Below are 15,695 nucleotides of genomic sequence, written 5' to 3' on the forward strand. Positions count from 1 at the left end.
AACTCAGCTCCGCTCTCACTTGACGACGTAGATGACGAAGAACAGGACGATCCACACCACGTCGACGAAGTGCCAGTAGTAGGAGACGACGATCGCGGACGTCATCTCCTTGCGTCCGAAGTTCTTGACGGCGTAGGCGCGCCCGATGACGAGGAGGAAGGCCAGCAGACCGCCCGTCACGTGCAGCGCGTGGAAACCGGTGGTGATGTAGAAGGCCGACGCGTACGAGTTCGCGCTGATCGGCAGACCCTCGGCGACGAGCGTCGCGTACTCCCAGACCTGGCCGGAGACGAACACGGCTCCCATGAGGAAGGTGAGGAAGAACCACTCGACCATGCCCCACTGACGGAACTGCCAGAACGAGCCTCGGCGGTAGGGCTGGAAGCGCTCGGCGGCGAACACGCCGGCCTGGGCGGTGAACGACGACAGCACCAGGATCCCCGTGTTCACGGCCGCGAACGGCACGTTGAGGTCTCCGGTGCTCTCGGCCCACAGGTCGGGGGAGGCGTTGCGCAGCGTGAAGTAGATCGCGAACAGACCCGCGAAGAACATGACCTCGCTGCCGAGCCACACGATGGTGCCGACGGCGACCGGATCCGGCCGCTTGACGGAACGCAAGGCTTGGGAATAGGTCGCTGGAGTGGTCGTCACGCTCCCCATTATGGCTGATTCCGGGCCGGGTTTTCGCATCACTGAAGGTGCGTTCGACTTTCGGAGGGATCGGAGGGCGCTTCGCGCGCGCCGGGAGTTCCCTGACAGAGTGCCGATAGGATCGGGGCTCATGGTGGAGCTCTATTCCTGGCCCGAGATCCTCACGGCCGTTCTCGACCGGCGCGACCTCAGTGTGTCGGAATCGACGTGGGCCATGCGACAGGTGATGCAGGGCTCCGCGACCCCCTCCCAGCTGGGCGGATTCCTCCTTGCTCTGCGGGCGAAGGGCGAGACGGTCGACGAGATCGTCGGGTTCCGCGACGCCATCCTCGAGGCGGCACTGCCGCTTCCGGTGCCGGCGGACGTCCTCGACATCGTGGGAACGGGCGGCGACCGATTCGGCACGGTGAACGTGTCGACGATGTCGGCCATCGTCGCCGCAGCCACCGGCATCCCCGTCGTCAAGCACGGCAATCGCGCCGCCAGCTCGGCATCCGGATCCTCCGATGTGCTGGCCGCGCTCGGGATCGACCTGACGCTGCCGCCGGAGCGGGTGGCGGACGTGCTGGCCGAGGCCGGCATCACGTTCGCGTTCGCGTCGGCCTTCCACCCGGGGTTCCGCCACGCGGGCCCGACGCGCGCCGAGCTCGGCGTCCCCACGGTGTTCAACTTCCTCGGGCCCCTCTGCAACCCCGCCCGCGCCGAGGCGAACGCCGTCGGCGTGGCGGCGCTGGACCGCGTGCCGCTCATCACCGGCGTGTTCCAGACGCGCGGCGCGACGGCTCTCGTCTTCCGTGGCGACGACGGGCTGGACGAGCTGACGACGACCGGGCACAGCCGGGTGTGGGAGATCAGCCGCGGCGACATCCACGAGCACGACCTCGACCCGCGCGACCTCGGCATCCCGCTCGCCGACATCTCCGACCTCCTGGGCGGCGACGCGCACCACAACGCCGAGGTCGTCCGCCGTGTGCTCGACGGGCAGAAGGGTCCCGTGCGCGACATCGTCCTGCTGAACGCGGCCGCGGGCATCGTCTCGTACGAGCTGTTCCGCGACGCCACGCAGGTGCAGTACCCGATCGTCGAGCGCCTCGCTGCGGCGTGCGCGCGGGCCGCCGCCGCGATCGACGAGGGTGCCGCGGCCGGGGTCCTGGCACGGTGGGTCGAGGCGACCACGCGCACTGTGGACTGACCACAGGGTTTTCTCTGGCTCGTCCTCTGGTTGCCGCGCCGATGTGAGCGATACCGTGAGGCAACGGCCCGGCACCAAAGAGAGGACCCCCAACCATGTCAGAGAACACCGCCACCGCCGACACCCTCGAACCTCCGCAGAAGAAGGTCGGATTCGTCAAGATCGCCGGAATCCTCGGCATCCTCGGCGGAATCGCGCTGATCGTCGTCGGTCTCGTCGTGTGGGTCACGGTCTCGAGCCAGCTGCGCGCCGAGAACATCACCGTCCCCGATGACGCGATCGCCTTCCAGGGCCAGACCGTCCAGGGCCCGTTCACCGCGTACGTGCAGGCCGACATCATCCAGCACCACGCGCTGACGGCCTCCGGCGGCAAGACCTACGCCGAGCTCGACAAGGACGACCCGGTGCGCGCCACGATGATGAACGCGTCGTTCCTGCGGGCGTCGCTGTTCACGTCCGTCGTGTCCTTCGGCGTCGCCGCGTTCGCGATGGGAGTCGGCATCCTGTCGATCCTCTTCGGCGCCGCGCTCACGAGGCTGGCCTCCGTGCCCGTCGTCGTCCGCCGCTCGGCGGTCACGAGAGCCTGATCGATCGATGTCTCCCTCGGAACGGGCCCGCGCAGCGCGCGGGCCCGTTCCGCTGTCATGATGTCTTGCACATGGAGCCCATCGATGCCCTGAGGGAGATCGCGAGCCTGCTCGAGCGCGAGCGGGCCTCGCGCTACCGCTCCGCTGCCTTCCGTGCGGCGGCGGCGGCGATCTCCGATCTCCGCGCGGAGGAGCTGGCCGACACCGCCGCCCTGCGCCGCCGGAAGGGGATCGGCGACTCGTCGTTCCGCGTCATCCAGCAGGCGCTGGCCGGGCAGGTGCCCGACTATCTCGCCGAACTGCGGGAACGATTCGCCCCGGCGCGGTCAGCGCTGCGCGCGACGCTCCGCGGCGACCTGCACTGCCACTCTGACTGGTCGGACGGCACGACGCCGATCGGCGACATGGTCGACGCGGCGCGGGCCCTCGGTCACGAATACCTCGCGCTGACCGACCACTCGCCACGGCTGCGGGTCGCGAACGGACTGACCGCCGAGCGCCTTCGTGCGCAGCTGGCGCAGCTGCCGGCGTACAGCGACGACGACTTCACGCTGCTCAGCGGCATCGAGGTCGACATCCTCGACGACGGGCGGCTCGACCAGGAGCGCATCCTGTTGCGCAGGCTCGACGTCGTCGTCGCATCGGTGCACTCCGCCCTGCGGATGGAGGCTCCGGCGATGACCCGACGGATGGTGAACGCCGTCTCCAGCGGTGACGTCCACGTGCTCGGTCACGTCACCGGGCGTCTGGTGCGCGGTGACCGCGGCACCCGTCCGCCGTCGGCGTTCGACGCGCGCGCGGTGTTCGCCGCGTGCGCCGCGCACGACGTGGCGGTGGAGATCAACTCCCGGCCCGAGCGCGAGGATCCGCCGGACGGCCTCATCGCGCTCGCGCTGAGCGAGGGGTGCCTGTTCTCCATCGACTCCGACGCGCACGCTCCCGGCCAGCTCGGACTGTTGGACGAGGGCGCGGCGCGCGCCGAGCGTGCCGGCGTGCCGCCCGAGCGGATCGTCACGACCTGGCCCCTCCCGCGCCTGCGCGACTGGCTCGACCGCTGAGGGCGGCGCCGCCGGCGGTGCCCGCCAGCGGCTGCCGTGCCCGCCGGGGGCTACCGTGCCCGCGGCGTCCGTGACGACCGTCGGATTCGCCGATTGTCGTCGCGGGCTGTCAGTGCCCAGGGGTCGGACCTTCGCAGAAAGTCCGACGAACGTCACCGACGTGCGGGGGTGCGGTCGCGTCGTCGTGTGGTGGCGGCGGCTGCCATGCCCTGCGGAGGCGTCCGTGACGACCGTCGGATTTCCCGGTCGTCACCGCGGGCTGTGGGTGCCCAGGGGTGGGACCGTCGCGGAAAGTCCGACGAACGTCACCGGCGTACGGTCGTGCGGCAAGGGGTCGTGCGGTGGTGCGGTCGGGTCGTCGTGTGGTGGCGGCGGCTGCCACGCCCGGCCGACGTCAGGCGCGCGCGGCGACCGCGCTCACCGCGCGCGCGAGGGGCGTGCCCAGGTTCCACGCGGCATCCACACGCGCCGCCTCCGCCGCATCGGGGGTGCGGAGCCGCGCGTCGACGTCGGGCAGGTCGAGCGTGCGGACCACCTCCACGACGCGCGGGGCGACGGCGACGTAGTCGGCCGCGGCGAGCAGCTTGGCGCGGATGCCGGCGGTGACGCCCTCGCCGGATGCGGCCGCCGCCAGGATGCCGGCAAGGTCGCCGTGGGTGGCGAGGAGGGTGGCGGCGGTCTTCTCCCCGATGCCGGCGACCCCGGGCAACCCGTCCGAGGCGTCGCCGCGCAGCACCGCGAAGTCGGCGTACTGCTCGGCGAGCACCCCGTACTTCGCTGCCACGGCGGCGCCGTCGAGCACTTCGAGCTTGCTCATGCCGCGTCCGGTGTAGATGACCCGGACGTCCTCGTCGTCGTCGACGAGCTGGAAGAGGTCGCGGTCTCCGGTCACGACGTCGACGGGCCTCGTCGACTGGGTCGCGTAGCTCGCGATGACGTCGTCCGCTTCGTGATGGGCGTGACCGACGATCGGGATGCCCAGAGCGTCGAGCTCGTCGCGGATCGCGGGGAGCTGGATCGTGAGGGGGTCGGGCACCTCCTCGACGTCCGTGCCGCTCTCGACGACCTCGGCGACGCGGTGCGTCTTGTAGGTCGGGATGAGGTCGACTCGCCACTGGGGGCGCCAGTCGTCGTCCCAGCAGGCGATGAGATGCGTGGGCTCGTAGGTCGTCACGAGCTTCGCGATCATGTCGAGGAGCCCGCGCGCGGCGTTGACGGGGCGGCCGTCCGGCGCCTTCACCGTGTCGGGCACGCCGTAGAACGCACGGAAGTAGAGGGACGCGGTGTCGAGGAGCATCAGGCGATCGGCCACGCGCTCATCCTGTCACGCGGTCGCGTCGGCGTCGCGGTCAGCATCCCGGGCCGGTGGGGTTCTCTCCGCAGGTCCGCTCGACCAGGGCGGTCCGCACCTCCACGATCTGCAGTGTCGTGGCGCCGGCCGGGATCTCGAGAAGGCCCGGGACATCCGTCCAGCCCCCGCCGAAGTCCACCTGGGCCGCGTACCGCACGGTCGCGGTGGCCGTATAGGTGCCGCGGGTCGAGTAGGCGTGGCTCGTGTCGGTGGCGCTGAACTGCGCGCGGCCCAGCTGCGCCCACGTGCGGCCGCCCGTGACGGTCTCGCGCACGGTGCCGTCGCCGTAGACGAAGACATACGAGGTCGGTGTGAAACGCACGGTGACGGGCAGGTCGAACAGCACCCCGGTCTGTTCGTGGGCGCCGGCGGAGACCACGAAGTTGACGGGCATGCCGACGATCCCGACGCCGTCGGGCTCGTCGACGAGGGGCGTGGATGCCGGGGCGAACGACGCCACGTCGGCGAGAGTGGGCCGCAGTACCGCGACGGAATAGTTGCCGCGGCACAGGTTGTCGGTGCACGCCGGCGGGGGAGAGGCCGTGCCGCCGGAGTTCCCGCCGTCGCGCGAACCGTTGGGCGAGCCGTGAGAGCCCTCCGACCCGCCCGGACGAGTTGCGCCGACCTCGACGGAAGACCCCGTGTTCGAGATCGAGCACAAGCCCGCAGCTTTCTCATCCAAGGAGCAATCAGCTGCACTCCAGGATGCGGAGGAGAGGGCGAGCAGAAGCGCTATCAACATCCTGAATCGTTCGTGCTGCTTAGGGAGACCTGTTGGTTGGCGTTGACTATGACGACCTCAAGCCCGCCCGACGTCGGTCTGTCTGGCGGCGTGACGTCAGTCCCTCCGGTGTCGAGCACCTTGGTCCCAGAGTTGTTAAGGCACACCTGAATCGTCGTCGCGGTTGCTGTTCGACTGACCCGGCTCACTGATTCAACTGCGGTTATGCCGACTAGCCGGATGCCTTCCTCCTCAAATCGGCGCTGAGCGTTGATGCTGGAGGTGAGCGCCTGGCCGGTGAGGAAGTCCGTCGGGTCGGGTCGCGAGTCCGGGTCGAGCCTTCTCGCGTTGGTCGCATCGACGTAGGCGCGATAGGTCGCCTCGGCGGCGGCGAAGGCCTCCTCGTCCGACGCGAAGCCCGTCGCGGAGGCGCTCGGCGCGGGCTCGGGCTGAGGCGTGCAGCCGCTCATCGTCAGGCCCCAGACGACGGCGAGGGCGATCGCCGCCCCCGCCTGTCGCCGCGTCACCATGCCACCACGCTAGTCACGGCACCGGCTGCCCATCCCGGTTATCCACAGCCGCGCCGTAGAGTCGAGGCATGTCGTTCGGCGCCGTCTCTCCGTCGCACGGGCGCCGCCCGGCGCCGGGATCGCGGTGCGTGTGCGGCAGCGGCGACGCCTTCGCCGCGTGCTGCGGGCCCGTTCTCGATGGCGAGGCGGCGCCGACCGCCGAGGCGCTGATGCGTTCGCGCTACAGCGCGTTCGCGCTCGGCGACGGCGCGCACCTGCTGGCCTCCTGGCATCCGGCGACGAGGCCCGATCGGCTCGAGCTCGACGCGCAGACCGACTGGCGCGGGCTGGAGATCCTCTCCACGGAGCAGGGGCGTGCGGGCGACACCCGGGGTGTCGTCTCGTTCCGCGCCCGGTGGGCCGATCGGAGCAGCGGGGATCGCGGCGTCCTCGCCGAGACGAGCCGGTTCCGCCTCGTCGACGGACGCTGGACGTACCTCGACGGGGTGGTCGACCGGCGTAGCGTGTGAGCATGACCCCCGCCCGTCCGCCCGGCGCCCGTCCCGCATCGACGGATGCCGGCGCGCCGGAGGGACAGAGCGCGTCGCTGCTCACGGTGCTGATCGCCCTCGGCGCCAACCTCGTCATCGCGATCGCCAAGACCATCGCGGCGATGCTGACCGGCGCGGCGAGCATGCTCGCGGAGGCGGCGCACTCGTGGGCCGACACCGGCAACGAGATCTTCCTGTACGTCGCGGCGCGGCGGTCGGTGCGCCCGCGCGACGCGCGGCATCCCACGGGTTACGGACGCGAGGCGTACGTCTGGTCGCTGTTCGCCGCGTTCGGACTGTTCGCGGTCGGTGCGGGCGTGTCGATCATGCACGGCGTGCAGGAGCTGTTCTCCCCGGAGCCGGCCGGTCTGTTCGGTGTGTCGTACGCCGTGCTGGCCGTCGCCTTCGTCCTCGAGGGGATCTCGTTCCTGCAGGCGCTGCGTCAGTCGCGGCGGCATGCGAAGGAGAGCTCGCAGGACGTCCTCGACTACGTGATGGGAACGTCCGATCCCACGCTGCGGGCGGTGTTCTTCGAGGATGCCGCGGCGCTGATCGGTCTGGTGATCGCCTTCGGCGGCATCCTGCTGCATCAGCTCACGGGGTCGGCGGTCCCCGACGCGATCGGCTCGATCCTCGTCGGCGTCCTGCTGGCGGTCGTCGCGGTCGTGCTGATCCGCCAGAACCGTCGGTTCCTGGTCGGTGTCGCGGTCGATCCACGGGTGCGGGCGGCCGCTCTCCAGCGCCTGCTCGCCCAGCCGGAGATCGCTCAGATCACCTACCTCCACATCGAGTACGTCGGCCCCGGGCGCGTCTTCGTCGTCGCCGCGGTCGATCTGGTCGGCGACATCCCCGAGCACGTCGTGGCGGAGCAGCTCAACGCCATCGAAGACCGGCTCGCCGCCAGCCCGCGCGTCGCGTGGGCCGTGCTGACACTGTCGCGTCCCGGGGCGCCCGCCCTCGATCCCGACCACCCCGCTGACCCGCTGCGCGGCTGAGGCCCGCGACCCGGCGGGAACCCGGTGACTCTGATACCCTGGAGTGTCATTCGTGTGGCCCTGCCGCATGTTCCTGACACGCAATCCCTGACCGACCGCTCCGGCGGCGGCATCCGTTCGTCTTCGTACGGATGCCGCGATGCGATCTTCCGCGTCGGAGCCCGACATCCAACCCAACAAGGACAACCCACTACATGACTACCGCAACGACCGCCCCGGCCACCAAGCAGGTCGCCATCAACGACATCGGATCTGCTGAGGACTTCCTGGCCGCGGTCGAGAAGACCCTGAAGTTCTTCAACGACGGCGACCTCATCGAAGGCACCGTGGTGAAGATCGACCGCGACGAGGTCCTCCTCGACGTCGGGTACAAGACCGAGGGCGTCATCCCCTCGCGCGAGCTGTCGATCAAGCACGACGTCGACCCCAACGAGGTCGTCAAGGTCGGCGACGAGGTCGAAGCCCTCGTTCTCCAGAAGGAGGACAAGGAAGGCCGCCTCATCCTGTCCAAGAAGCGCGCGCAGTACGAGCGTGCGTGGGGCGACGTCGAGAAGATCAAGGAGAACGACGGTGTCGTCACCGGCTCCGTGATCGAGGTCGTCAAGGGTGGTCTGATCGTCGACATCGGCCTGCGCGGCTTCCTGCCCGCGTCGCTCATCGAGCTGCGCCGCGTCCGCGACCTCACGCCGTACCTCGGCCAGGAGATCGAGGCCAAGATCCTCGAGCTCGACAAGAACCGCAACAACGTCGTGCTCTCGCGCCGTGCCCTGCTCGAGCAGACGCAGTCCGAGTCGCGCACCACGTTCCTCAACAACCTGCACAAGGGTCAGGTCCGCAAGGGTGTCGTCTCGTCGATCGTCAACTTCGGTGCGTTCGTCGACCTCGGCGGCGTCGACGGTCTCGTCCACGTCTCCGAGCTGTCCTGGAAGCACATCGAGCACGCCTCCGAGGTCGTCGAGGTGGGCCAGGAGGTCACCGTCGAGATCCTCGAGGTCGACCTCGACCGCGAGCGCGTCTCGCTGTCGCTGAAGGCGACGCAGGAGGACCCGTGGCAGGTCTTCGCCCGTACCCACGCGATCGGTCAGGTCGCTCCGGGCAAGGTCACCAAGCTGGTCCCGTTCGGTGCGTTCGTCCGCGTCGCCGACGGCATCGAGGGCCTCGTGCACATCTCCGAGCTGTCGGGCAAGCACGTCGAGCTCGCCGAGCAGGTCGTCTCCGTCGGTGAAGAGGTCTTCGTCAAGATCATCGACATCGACCTGGAGCGTCGCCGCATCTCGCTGTCGCTCAAGCAGGCCAACGAGTCGGTCGACCCCAACGGCACCGAGTTCGACCCGGCGCTGTACGGCATGGCCACCGAGTACGACGAGAACGGCGAGTACAAGTACCCCGAGGGCTTCGACCCCGAGTCGGGTGCCTGGCTCGAGGGCTTCGACGCCCAGCGCGAGAAGTGGGAGCAGGAGTACGCCGCTGCCCAGGCTCGCTGGGAGGCGCACAAGCTCGCCGTCGCCAAGACGCTCGAGGCCGAGGCCGCCGCTCCCATCGAGTCCGGCTCGTCGTCGTTCTCGTCCGACTCCTCGAACGGCGGCGGCACGCTCGCCGACGACGAGGCTCTCGCGGCTCTCCGCGAGAAGCTGTCGGGTCGCTGAACCGCACCGCATCCGCACAGGGCCGTCGCACCGGAATCGTCCGGGCGGCGGCCCTGCGCCGTCCCCTCCCACCTGACCGCCTCGCTCGGCGGTAACGTCGTCCCATGGCGAACCCCCCTCGCTCCGCCGACGGCCGTATCGGCGGCGAACTGCGCGACCGCGTCGCAGCGAACAACCAGCTGGTGCTCTGCGCCGTCGTCGGCGTGCTGTTCGTCGTCGGCATCGCGACCGGATCCCTGGCCGACGGCGGTCTGTTCGGCGTCGCCGTGCTGCTCGTGGTGCTCGGAGGCGTCGCCGCGCTCGCGGTGCCCTGGTCCCGCCTCCCGCCCGCCGCGGTCGCCGTCATCCCCGTCGTCGACATCGTCGCGATCACGCTGCTGCGCATCTCCGACCCCGCGGCGGCGTTCGGGCTGCTCTGGGTCTTCCCGGCGATGTGGCTGTCGACCCTCGGCAGGCTCGGCTTCGCGGTCGCGGCCCTCGGCATCCCCGCCGTGTACTGGGTGGTGCTCGCGACCGGCTCCTCGTCCAGCGGCACGTACGCGGTCGTGCTCCTGCCGATCGTCGTCATCGCCGTCAGCGCGGCCAGCTACGCGTCTGCGCGCCGATACAGCGCGCAGCGGAGCCTGCTCGACCGCCAGGCCGTCCGCGTGTCCGCGGCCCACCGGGAGGCGCTTCGCCAGGAGCAGCTCGTCAGCGAAGTGCTCGACACCGTCGACTTCGGTGTGATCCGCCTCGCAGAGAGCGGGGAGGTGGTGCTGGAGAACGATGCGCTCATCCGCTTCGGTCACATCCCCGGCTTCCTGCCCGCCGGCGCCGACGACGCCGAGGTCCTCGACGAGAAGCTCGCGCCGCTCGTGGCGGAGCAGCATCCGCTGGTGCGACTGCAGCGCCGGGAGTCGTTCGACGACGTCGTGCTCTGGTTCGCCCTCGCCGACGGCAGCCGCCGCGCGATCGCGTTCTCCGGACGCCATCTGACCGACCACAACGGTGCGTCGGCGGGGGCCGTGCTGATCGCTCGCGACGTCACCGCCGAGCGCGACGCCCAGCGGGTGCGCGACGATCTCGTGGCGTCGATCTCGCACGAGCTGCGCACTCCGCTGACCTCGATCCTCGGCTATCTGGAGCTCGCGCTCGACGGCGGGGGGCTGTCGGAGGAGGCGCGGCGGCAGGTGGAGACCGCGTACCGCAACAGCGAGCGCCTGCTCGGCATCGTCACCGACATCCTCTCGGCCTCGTCGCGCTCGGGCTCGTCGATCGACACGCGGCTGCGTCCGCGCGCCCTCGACATGGCGGACGTCGTCCGCGCGGCGGCGGCCGGGCTGGAGCCCGTCGCGGCCGACCGGTTCGTCACGATCCGCGTCGATCAGGCCGGCTGGGCGGAGGCCTACGCGGATGCGGCCCGCATCCGCCAGGTGGTCGACAACCTCCTCGCCAACGCGATCAAGTTCAATCGCGACGGCGGCACGGTGACCGCGTCGACGTCCACCGACGGCGTGCACACCGTGATCCGTGTCGCCGACACCGGCATCGGCATGACTCCCGAGGCGACCTCCCGCGTCTTCGAGCGGTTCTTCCGCGCGACCCCGAGCGTGCCGGGCAACGGCCTCGGCCTGTCGATCACGCGCAATCTCGTCACGGCCCACGGCGGCACCATCACGGTCGAGTCGACGGCCGGCGAGGGCACCGTGTTCACCGTGGTGCTGCCGGCCACCCGGGACGTCTACGAGCGCGAGGTCGCGGCTCTCGGACTGGCCGGTCAGGACGATTCCGCCGTGGGGGAGCCGCGATGAGCCTCGACCTGTTCAGCGTGACCGTGATGACCGCGATCGTCGCGTCGGTCGCGGGCCTGACCTTCATCCTCGACACCCTCCTGCGCCGTGACACGGGTCCCGGGCGCCTGTGGGCGGTCGCCTTCTTCTGCGGGCTCGCGACGACGGTCGCCTACATGGCGTGGTCGGCGGGGGTGGGCGCCGCGGTGTCGGTCGCCGTCGGCAACACGCTGTTCGTCTGCGTCCCGGGGTTCATGCTGCTCGGCAGCCGGCGGTTCAACGACCGTCCGCTGACCGCGGTGTCGGTGGCGGTCGGGGTGCTGGCGGCGGTGACGTTCGTCGCCGTGCTGATCGAGTACCCCAGCCGTGGCAGCTGGGGCGGCTGGTGGGCGATGGCCGCCGCGCTCGTCGTGCTGTTCGGATGCGGTGCGGCGGAGTCCCTGCGAACGCCCATGCGGGGTCTGCGCAGCGCGTGGGCCCTCTCGGTCGTCCTGGGCCTCGCGGGCGTGTTCTACGCCGTGCGGCTGGTGGTCTTCCTCGCGGCGGGGCCGTACAGCGAGATCTTCTCGCGCTGGCTCGGCTCCATCAGCGCGAACATCGTGACGGTCATCCTCACGATGGTGGCGGCGATCGTGACGTCGGTGCTGCGGTCGCATCGCACCACGCTGCAGCGCTACGAGTGGCTGACGTCGAACGGTGTCGCCGCCGACGGCGTGATGCTGCCACGCACCTTCGCGGGGGCTCTCGCCGACATCGTCGAGCGGGCGTCGTGGCGCCGCGAGGGCATCGCGGTGATCGTGATGCGCGCCGACGGGGTCGACGAGATCGGCGACGCGTTCGGCGGCGACGTCGTCGACACGATCTCCGCCGCCTGCCGCCACGCGGCGCGCTCCTACGCGCCGGCCGCGGCCCTGGTCGGCGAGGACGGCGACGGGCAGCTCGTCATCTGCGCACTGGCCGAGTCGACCGCCGACGCGCGCCGCATCGGCGGCGCGCTCTTCCGCGGGCTGATCGACGAGCTCACCGCGCTCGACCACGGGCGCCTCGCGTCGGTCGGCGTCGGGGTCGCGCTGACCCAGGTGCTGGGGCACGATCCCGAGGTGCTCATGACCGCCGCGCGTGAGGCCGCCCGGCGCGCGGCGCAGATCGCCGAGGCGTCGGTGATCGTCGCGGGCGCCGCATCGCCGTCCCCGTCGGCCGGCATGGCATCCTCGTAGTCATGCCTCTCATCGCGCTCACCGGCGGCATCGCGTCGGGCAAATCGACGATCGCCCGTCGGCTCGCCGGCCGCGGCGCCGTCGTCGTGGACGCCGACGCCATCGTGCGCGAGGTGCAGCAGCCCGGATCGGCGGTCCTCGCCGACATCGCGGAGGCGTTCGGTGCGGGCGTGATCGCGGGTGACGGCACGCTGGATCGGCCCGCGCTCGGCGCGATCGTGTTCTCCGACCCCGCGGCGCGCGAGCGGCTGAACGCGATCGTCCACCCGGCCGTCAAGGCCGAGTCCGGCCGTCGCTTCGCCGCGGCCCTCGCCGCCGACCCGGCCGCCGTGGTCGTGTACGACGTGCCGCTTCTCGTCGAGGCCCGCGCGGACGATCCCTGGGACCTCGTCGTGGTGGCGCACGCCCCGGCATCCCTGCGGGCGGAGCGCCTGGTGACCCTGCGCGAGCTCCGTCCCGACGAGGCGCGGGCGCGCATCGCGGCGCAGGTCGACGACGAGACACGTCTCGCGGTCGCGGACGTCGTCATCGACACGTCGGGGACACTCGAACAGACGCACGCGCAGACCGACGCGCTGTGGGATCGGCTGACCGACGGGGTCCGCGCGGAGCGCTGACCCCGCGGCCTCACCCGGATGACGCGGGCGCCGCGGCGGCGTGCGGAGTGTGGCGGCGTCGTCGCCGGCGGAGCACGACGATCGCGGTCGCGACGATGCCCACGATCAGCGCCCCGGCGAGCAGCGGCGCGAAGATCGCCGCGAGGATGAGCCCCACCGCGGACACGTCCTCTCCGGCCGAGAGCGCCGGCGCGGCGAGGCCGAAGGTCGCGGCGTTCGCGATCGGCCGTATCGAGGCTTTGAGCGCGTGGATCGCGAGGGCGATCACGACACCCACCACGACGGGCACCCAGGCCGTTCCGGCGAACAGTGCGGGGTCGTCCACGCGGACGGTCTCGGCGCTCGCGCCGGCTCCGAAGACGATCCCGCCGGATGCCGGGCGCACGACGGTCTGCAGCACGTCGTTGACGGAGTCGACCGCCGGCACCTTGTCGGCGACGATCTCGACGACCAGCAGGATGCCGGTGATCCAGAGCGCGACATCGCTCGACAGCCACGCCCACGCGGGCGGCAGCTGGAGGATCGACGGGAGGAACCGGTCGATCAGGCCCAGGGCGAACAGCGGCATCCACGCGTTCAGGCCCGCCGCCGCGGCGAGGCCCGATCCGACGAGGAACTCCAGCATGGATCCAGGGTACGCGGCGGCACCGATGCCGACGCCGACGGCGAACGGCGGGCCCGATGTCGGAGGCCGACCGTACGCTGGAGGAATGCAGACCACGCGATCCGTCCGGCCGTTCGAGGTCGTCAGCGAGTACGCGCCCAGCGGCGATCAGCCTCAGGCCATCGCCGACCTGGCCGCGCGCATCAACGCGGGAGAGACCGACGTCGTGCTGCTCGGCGCGACGGGAACCGGCAAGTCGGCGACGACCGCCTGGCTCGTCGAACAGGTGCAGCGGCCGACGCTCGTGCTCGCCCACAACAAGACGCTCGCCGCGCAGCTGGCCAACGAGTTCCGTGAGCTCATGCCGCACAACGCGGTGGAGTATTTCGTCAGCTACTACGACTACTACCAGCCCGAGGCCTACGTCCCGCAGACGGACACGTTCATCGAGAAGGACTCGTCGGTCAACGCCGAGGTGGAGCGGCTGCGCCACTCGACGACGAACGCCCTGCTGAGCCGACGCGACGTCATCGTCGTCAGCACGGTCTCGTGCATCTACGGCCTCGGGGCGCCCGAGGAGTATCTGCGCGCCATGGTGGCCCTGCAGGTGGGGGAGCGGTACGACCGCGACGCCCTCATCCGCAAGTTCATCGCGATGCAGTACAACCGCAACGACGTCGACTTCTCCCGCGGCAACTTCCGCGTGCGCGGCGACACGATCGAGATCATCCCCGTGTACGAGGAGTACGCCGTCCGCATCGAGCTCTTCGGGGACGAGATCGAGGCGCTGTACATGCTGCACCCGCTGACGGGTGACGTCGTGCAGAAGCTCGACAGCGTGCCGATCTTCCCCGCGTCGCACTACGTCGCCGGCACCGAGACCGTCCACCGGGCGATCGGCACCATCGAATCGGAGCTGGCCGAGCGACTGGCCGAGCTGGAGGGGCAGGGGAAGCTGCTGGAGGCGCAGCGGCTGCGGATGCGGACGACCTTCGACCTCGAGATGCTGCAGCAGCTCGGCTTCTGCTCGGGCATCGAGAACTACTCGCGCCACATGGACGGTCGCGAGCCGGGCGAGCCGCCCCACACCCTCCTCGACTTCTTCCCCGACGACTTCCTGCTCGTCATCGACGAGTCGCACGTGACGGTGCCGCAGATCGGTGCGATGTACGAGGGGGATGCCTCGCGCAAGCGCACGCTCGTCGATCACGGCTTCCGTCTGCCGAGCGCCCTGGACAACCGGCCGTTGCGCTTCGACGAGTTCAAGAACCGTGTCGGACAGACGGTCTACCTCTCGGCGACTCCCGGGCGGTACGAGATGGGCATCGCGGACGGCGTGGTCGAGCAGATCATCCGCCCCACCGGTCTGGTCGATCCGCAGATCATCGTGAAGCCCTCCAAGGGACAGATCGACGACCTCCTGGAGGAGATCCGCCGGCGCGTCGAACGCGACGAGCGCGTCCTGGTCACGACGTTGACCAAGAAGATGGCGGAGGAGCTGACCGACTTCCTGGGTGAGCACGGGGTCCGCGTGCGGTATCTACACTCCGACGTCGACACGTTGCGACGCGTCGAGCTGCTCACGGAGCTGCGGCAGGGCGTGTACGACGTGCTGGTCGGCATCAACCTGCTGCGCGAGGGCCTGGATCTGCCCGAGGTCTCGCTCGTCGCGATCCTCGACGCCGACAAGGAGGGCTTCCTTCGCAGCGGAACGTCGCTCATCCAGACGATCGGACGTGCGGCCCGCAACGTGTCGGGCGAGGTGCACATGTACGCGGACAACATGACCGACTCGATGCGGTTGGCGATCGACGAGACCGAGCGTCGGCGAGAGAAGCAGATCGCCTACAACACGGCGCACGGCATCGACCCGCAGCCGTTGCGCAAGAAGATCGCCGACATCACCGATGTGCTGGCCCGCGAGGCCTCCGACACGAGGGAGATGCTCGCTCGCAAGGGCGGTGGCGGTCGCGCCGGCTCTCCGACGCCGCGTCTGCGGCGCGAGGGCATCGCGGCGGAGGGCGCGATGCAGTTGGAGGCCACCATCGAGGATCTGTCCAACCAGATGCTGGCGGCCGCGGGCGAGCTGAAGTTCGAGCTCGCCGCCCGGTTGCGCGACGAGGTGCAGGACCTCAAGAAGGAGCTGCGCGCGATGGAGCGCGCCGGACACGCCTGAGCGGCACGCCCAGGAACGCACGGCGCGCGTTCATGGGAGGTGGCTATCGGT

15 protein-coding genes are annotated in these 15,695 nt (G+C 70.5%); 10 read left to right on the plus strand and 5 right to left on the minus strand.

The annotated features are described in order from the left end of the window. Positions 1 to 15: 15 nt before the first annotated feature. Entirely contained in the window at positions 16 to 660 is a 645-nt protein-coding gene (locus KY498_RS01095) for a heme-copper oxidase subunit III (RefSeq protein ID WP_060958724.1), read from the minus strand. 121 nt (positions 661 to 781) lie between these two features. On the opposite strand from KY498_RS01095, the gene trpD reads away from it, so the two are divergent. The 3 genes from trpD to KY498_RS01110 all read left to right on the plus strand — a co-directional run bounded on the left by trpD (position 782) and on the right by KY498_RS01110 (position 3,488). Beyond that, entirely contained in the window at positions 782 to 1,843 is a 1,062-nt protein-coding gene (gene trpD / locus KY498_RS01100; RefSeq protein ID WP_060958723.1) for an anthranilate phosphoribosyltransferase, read from the plus strand. Between the two features lie 95 nt (positions 1,844 to 1,938). Continuing rightward, positions 1,939 to 2,430 (plus strand): hypothetical protein, encoded by a 492-nt coding sequence (locus tag KY498_RS01105; protein ID WP_060958722.1) that lies wholly within the window; start codon positions 1,939 to 1,941, stop codon positions 2,428 to 2,430. A 71-nt stretch (positions 2,431 to 2,501) separates the two neighbouring features. After that, complete coding sequence (locus tag KY498_RS01110) at positions 2,502 to 3,488, plus strand: PHP domain-containing protein (RefSeq protein ID WP_191008687.1); 987 nt, start codon at positions 2,502 to 2,504, stop codon at positions 3,486 to 3,488. A gap of 394 nt (positions 3,489 to 3,882) precedes the next feature. Here KY498_RS01110 and KY498_RS01115 read toward each other — a convergent pair whose 3' ends face one another. The 3 genes from KY498_RS01115 to KY498_RS01125 all read right to left on the minus strand — a co-directional run bounded on the left by KY498_RS01115 (position 3,883) and on the right by KY498_RS01125 (position 6,090). Further along, positions 3,883 to 4,800 (minus strand): 5'-3' exonuclease, encoded by a 918-nt coding sequence (locus KY498_RS01115; protein WP_191008686.1) that lies wholly within the window; start codon positions 4,798 to 4,800, stop codon positions 3,883 to 3,885. A gap of 37 nt (positions 4,801 to 4,837) precedes the next feature. After that, positions 4,838 to 5,299: a hypothetical protein gene (locus tag KY498_RS16445; RefSeq protein WP_223848942.1), complete on the minus strand. Its 462-nt coding sequence runs from the start codon at positions 5,297 to 5,299 to the stop codon at positions 4,838 to 4,840. Between the two features lie 275 nt (positions 5,300 to 5,574). Beyond that, positions 5,575 to 6,090, minus strand: a complete 516-nt coding sequence (locus KY498_RS01125) for a hypothetical protein (protein ID WP_191008684.1) — start codon at positions 6,088 to 6,090, stop codon at positions 5,575 to 5,577. Positions 6,091 to 6,158: 68 nt separating this feature from the next. On the opposite strand from KY498_RS01125, the gene KY498_RS01130 reads away from it, so the two are divergent. The 6 genes from KY498_RS01130 (at position 6,159) to coaE (ending at position 12,864) form a co-directional block, all read left to right on the plus strand. After that, positions 6,159 to 6,599, plus strand: a complete 441-nt coding sequence (locus KY498_RS01130; RefSeq protein WP_191008683.1) for a YchJ family protein — start codon at positions 6,159 to 6,161, stop codon at positions 6,597 to 6,599. Positions 6,600 to 6,601: 2 nt separating this feature from the next. Next, positions 6,602 to 7,615 (plus strand): cation diffusion facilitator family transporter, encoded by a 1,014-nt coding sequence (locus KY498_RS01135; RefSeq protein WP_223848941.1) that lies wholly within the window; start codon positions 6,602 to 6,604, stop codon positions 7,613 to 7,615. Between the two features lie 194 nt (positions 7,616 to 7,809). Then, on the plus strand, positions 7,810 to 9,261 hold the full coding sequence (rpsA, locus tag KY498_RS01140) for a 30S ribosomal protein S1 (protein ID WP_060958718.1): 1,452 nt from the start codon (positions 7,810 to 7,812) through the stop codon (positions 9,259 to 9,261). A gap of 104 nt (positions 9,262 to 9,365) precedes the next feature. Continuing rightward, on the plus strand, positions 9,366 to 11,051 hold the full coding sequence (locus KY498_RS01145; protein ID WP_191008682.1) for a cell wall metabolism sensor histidine kinase WalK: 1,686 nt from the start codon (positions 9,366 to 9,368) through the stop codon (positions 11,049 to 11,051). Then, positions 11,048 to 12,247, plus strand: a complete 1,200-nt coding sequence (locus KY498_RS01150) for a diguanylate cyclase (protein ID WP_191008681.1) — start codon at positions 11,048 to 11,050, stop codon at positions 12,245 to 12,247. The genes KY498_RS01145 and KY498_RS01150 overlap by 4 nt, the downstream gene beginning before the upstream one ends. A gap of 2 nt (positions 12,248 to 12,249) precedes the next feature. Continuing rightward, on the plus strand, positions 12,250 to 12,864 hold the full coding sequence (gene coaE, locus KY498_RS01155; protein WP_191008680.1) for a dephospho-CoA kinase: 615 nt from the start codon (positions 12,250 to 12,252) through the stop codon (positions 12,862 to 12,864). A gap of 10 nt (positions 12,865 to 12,874) precedes the next feature. On the opposite strand, the gene KY498_RS01160 is transcribed toward coaE, so the two are convergent. Beyond that, positions 12,875 to 13,489 (minus strand): DUF4126 domain-containing protein, encoded by a 615-nt coding sequence (locus KY498_RS01160; protein WP_191008679.1) that lies wholly within the window; start codon positions 13,487 to 13,489, stop codon positions 12,875 to 12,877. An 85-nt stretch (positions 13,490 to 13,574) separates the two neighbouring features. Here KY498_RS01160 and uvrB point away from each other — a divergent pair, with 85 nt between their 5' ends. After that, positions 13,575 to 15,644, plus strand: coding sequence for an excinuclease ABC subunit UvrB (gene uvrB, locus KY498_RS01165; RefSeq protein WP_060958714.1), 2,070 nt, complete (start codon positions 13,575 to 13,577; stop codon positions 15,642 to 15,644). The last annotated feature ends 51 nt before the right edge of the window (positions 15,645 to 15,695 follow it).

Source organism: Microbacterium sp. PAMC21962 (assembly GCF_019443465.1).
Classification (GTDB): Bacteria; Actinomycetota; Actinomycetes; order Actinomycetales; family Microbacteriaceae; genus Microbacterium; species Microbacterium hominis.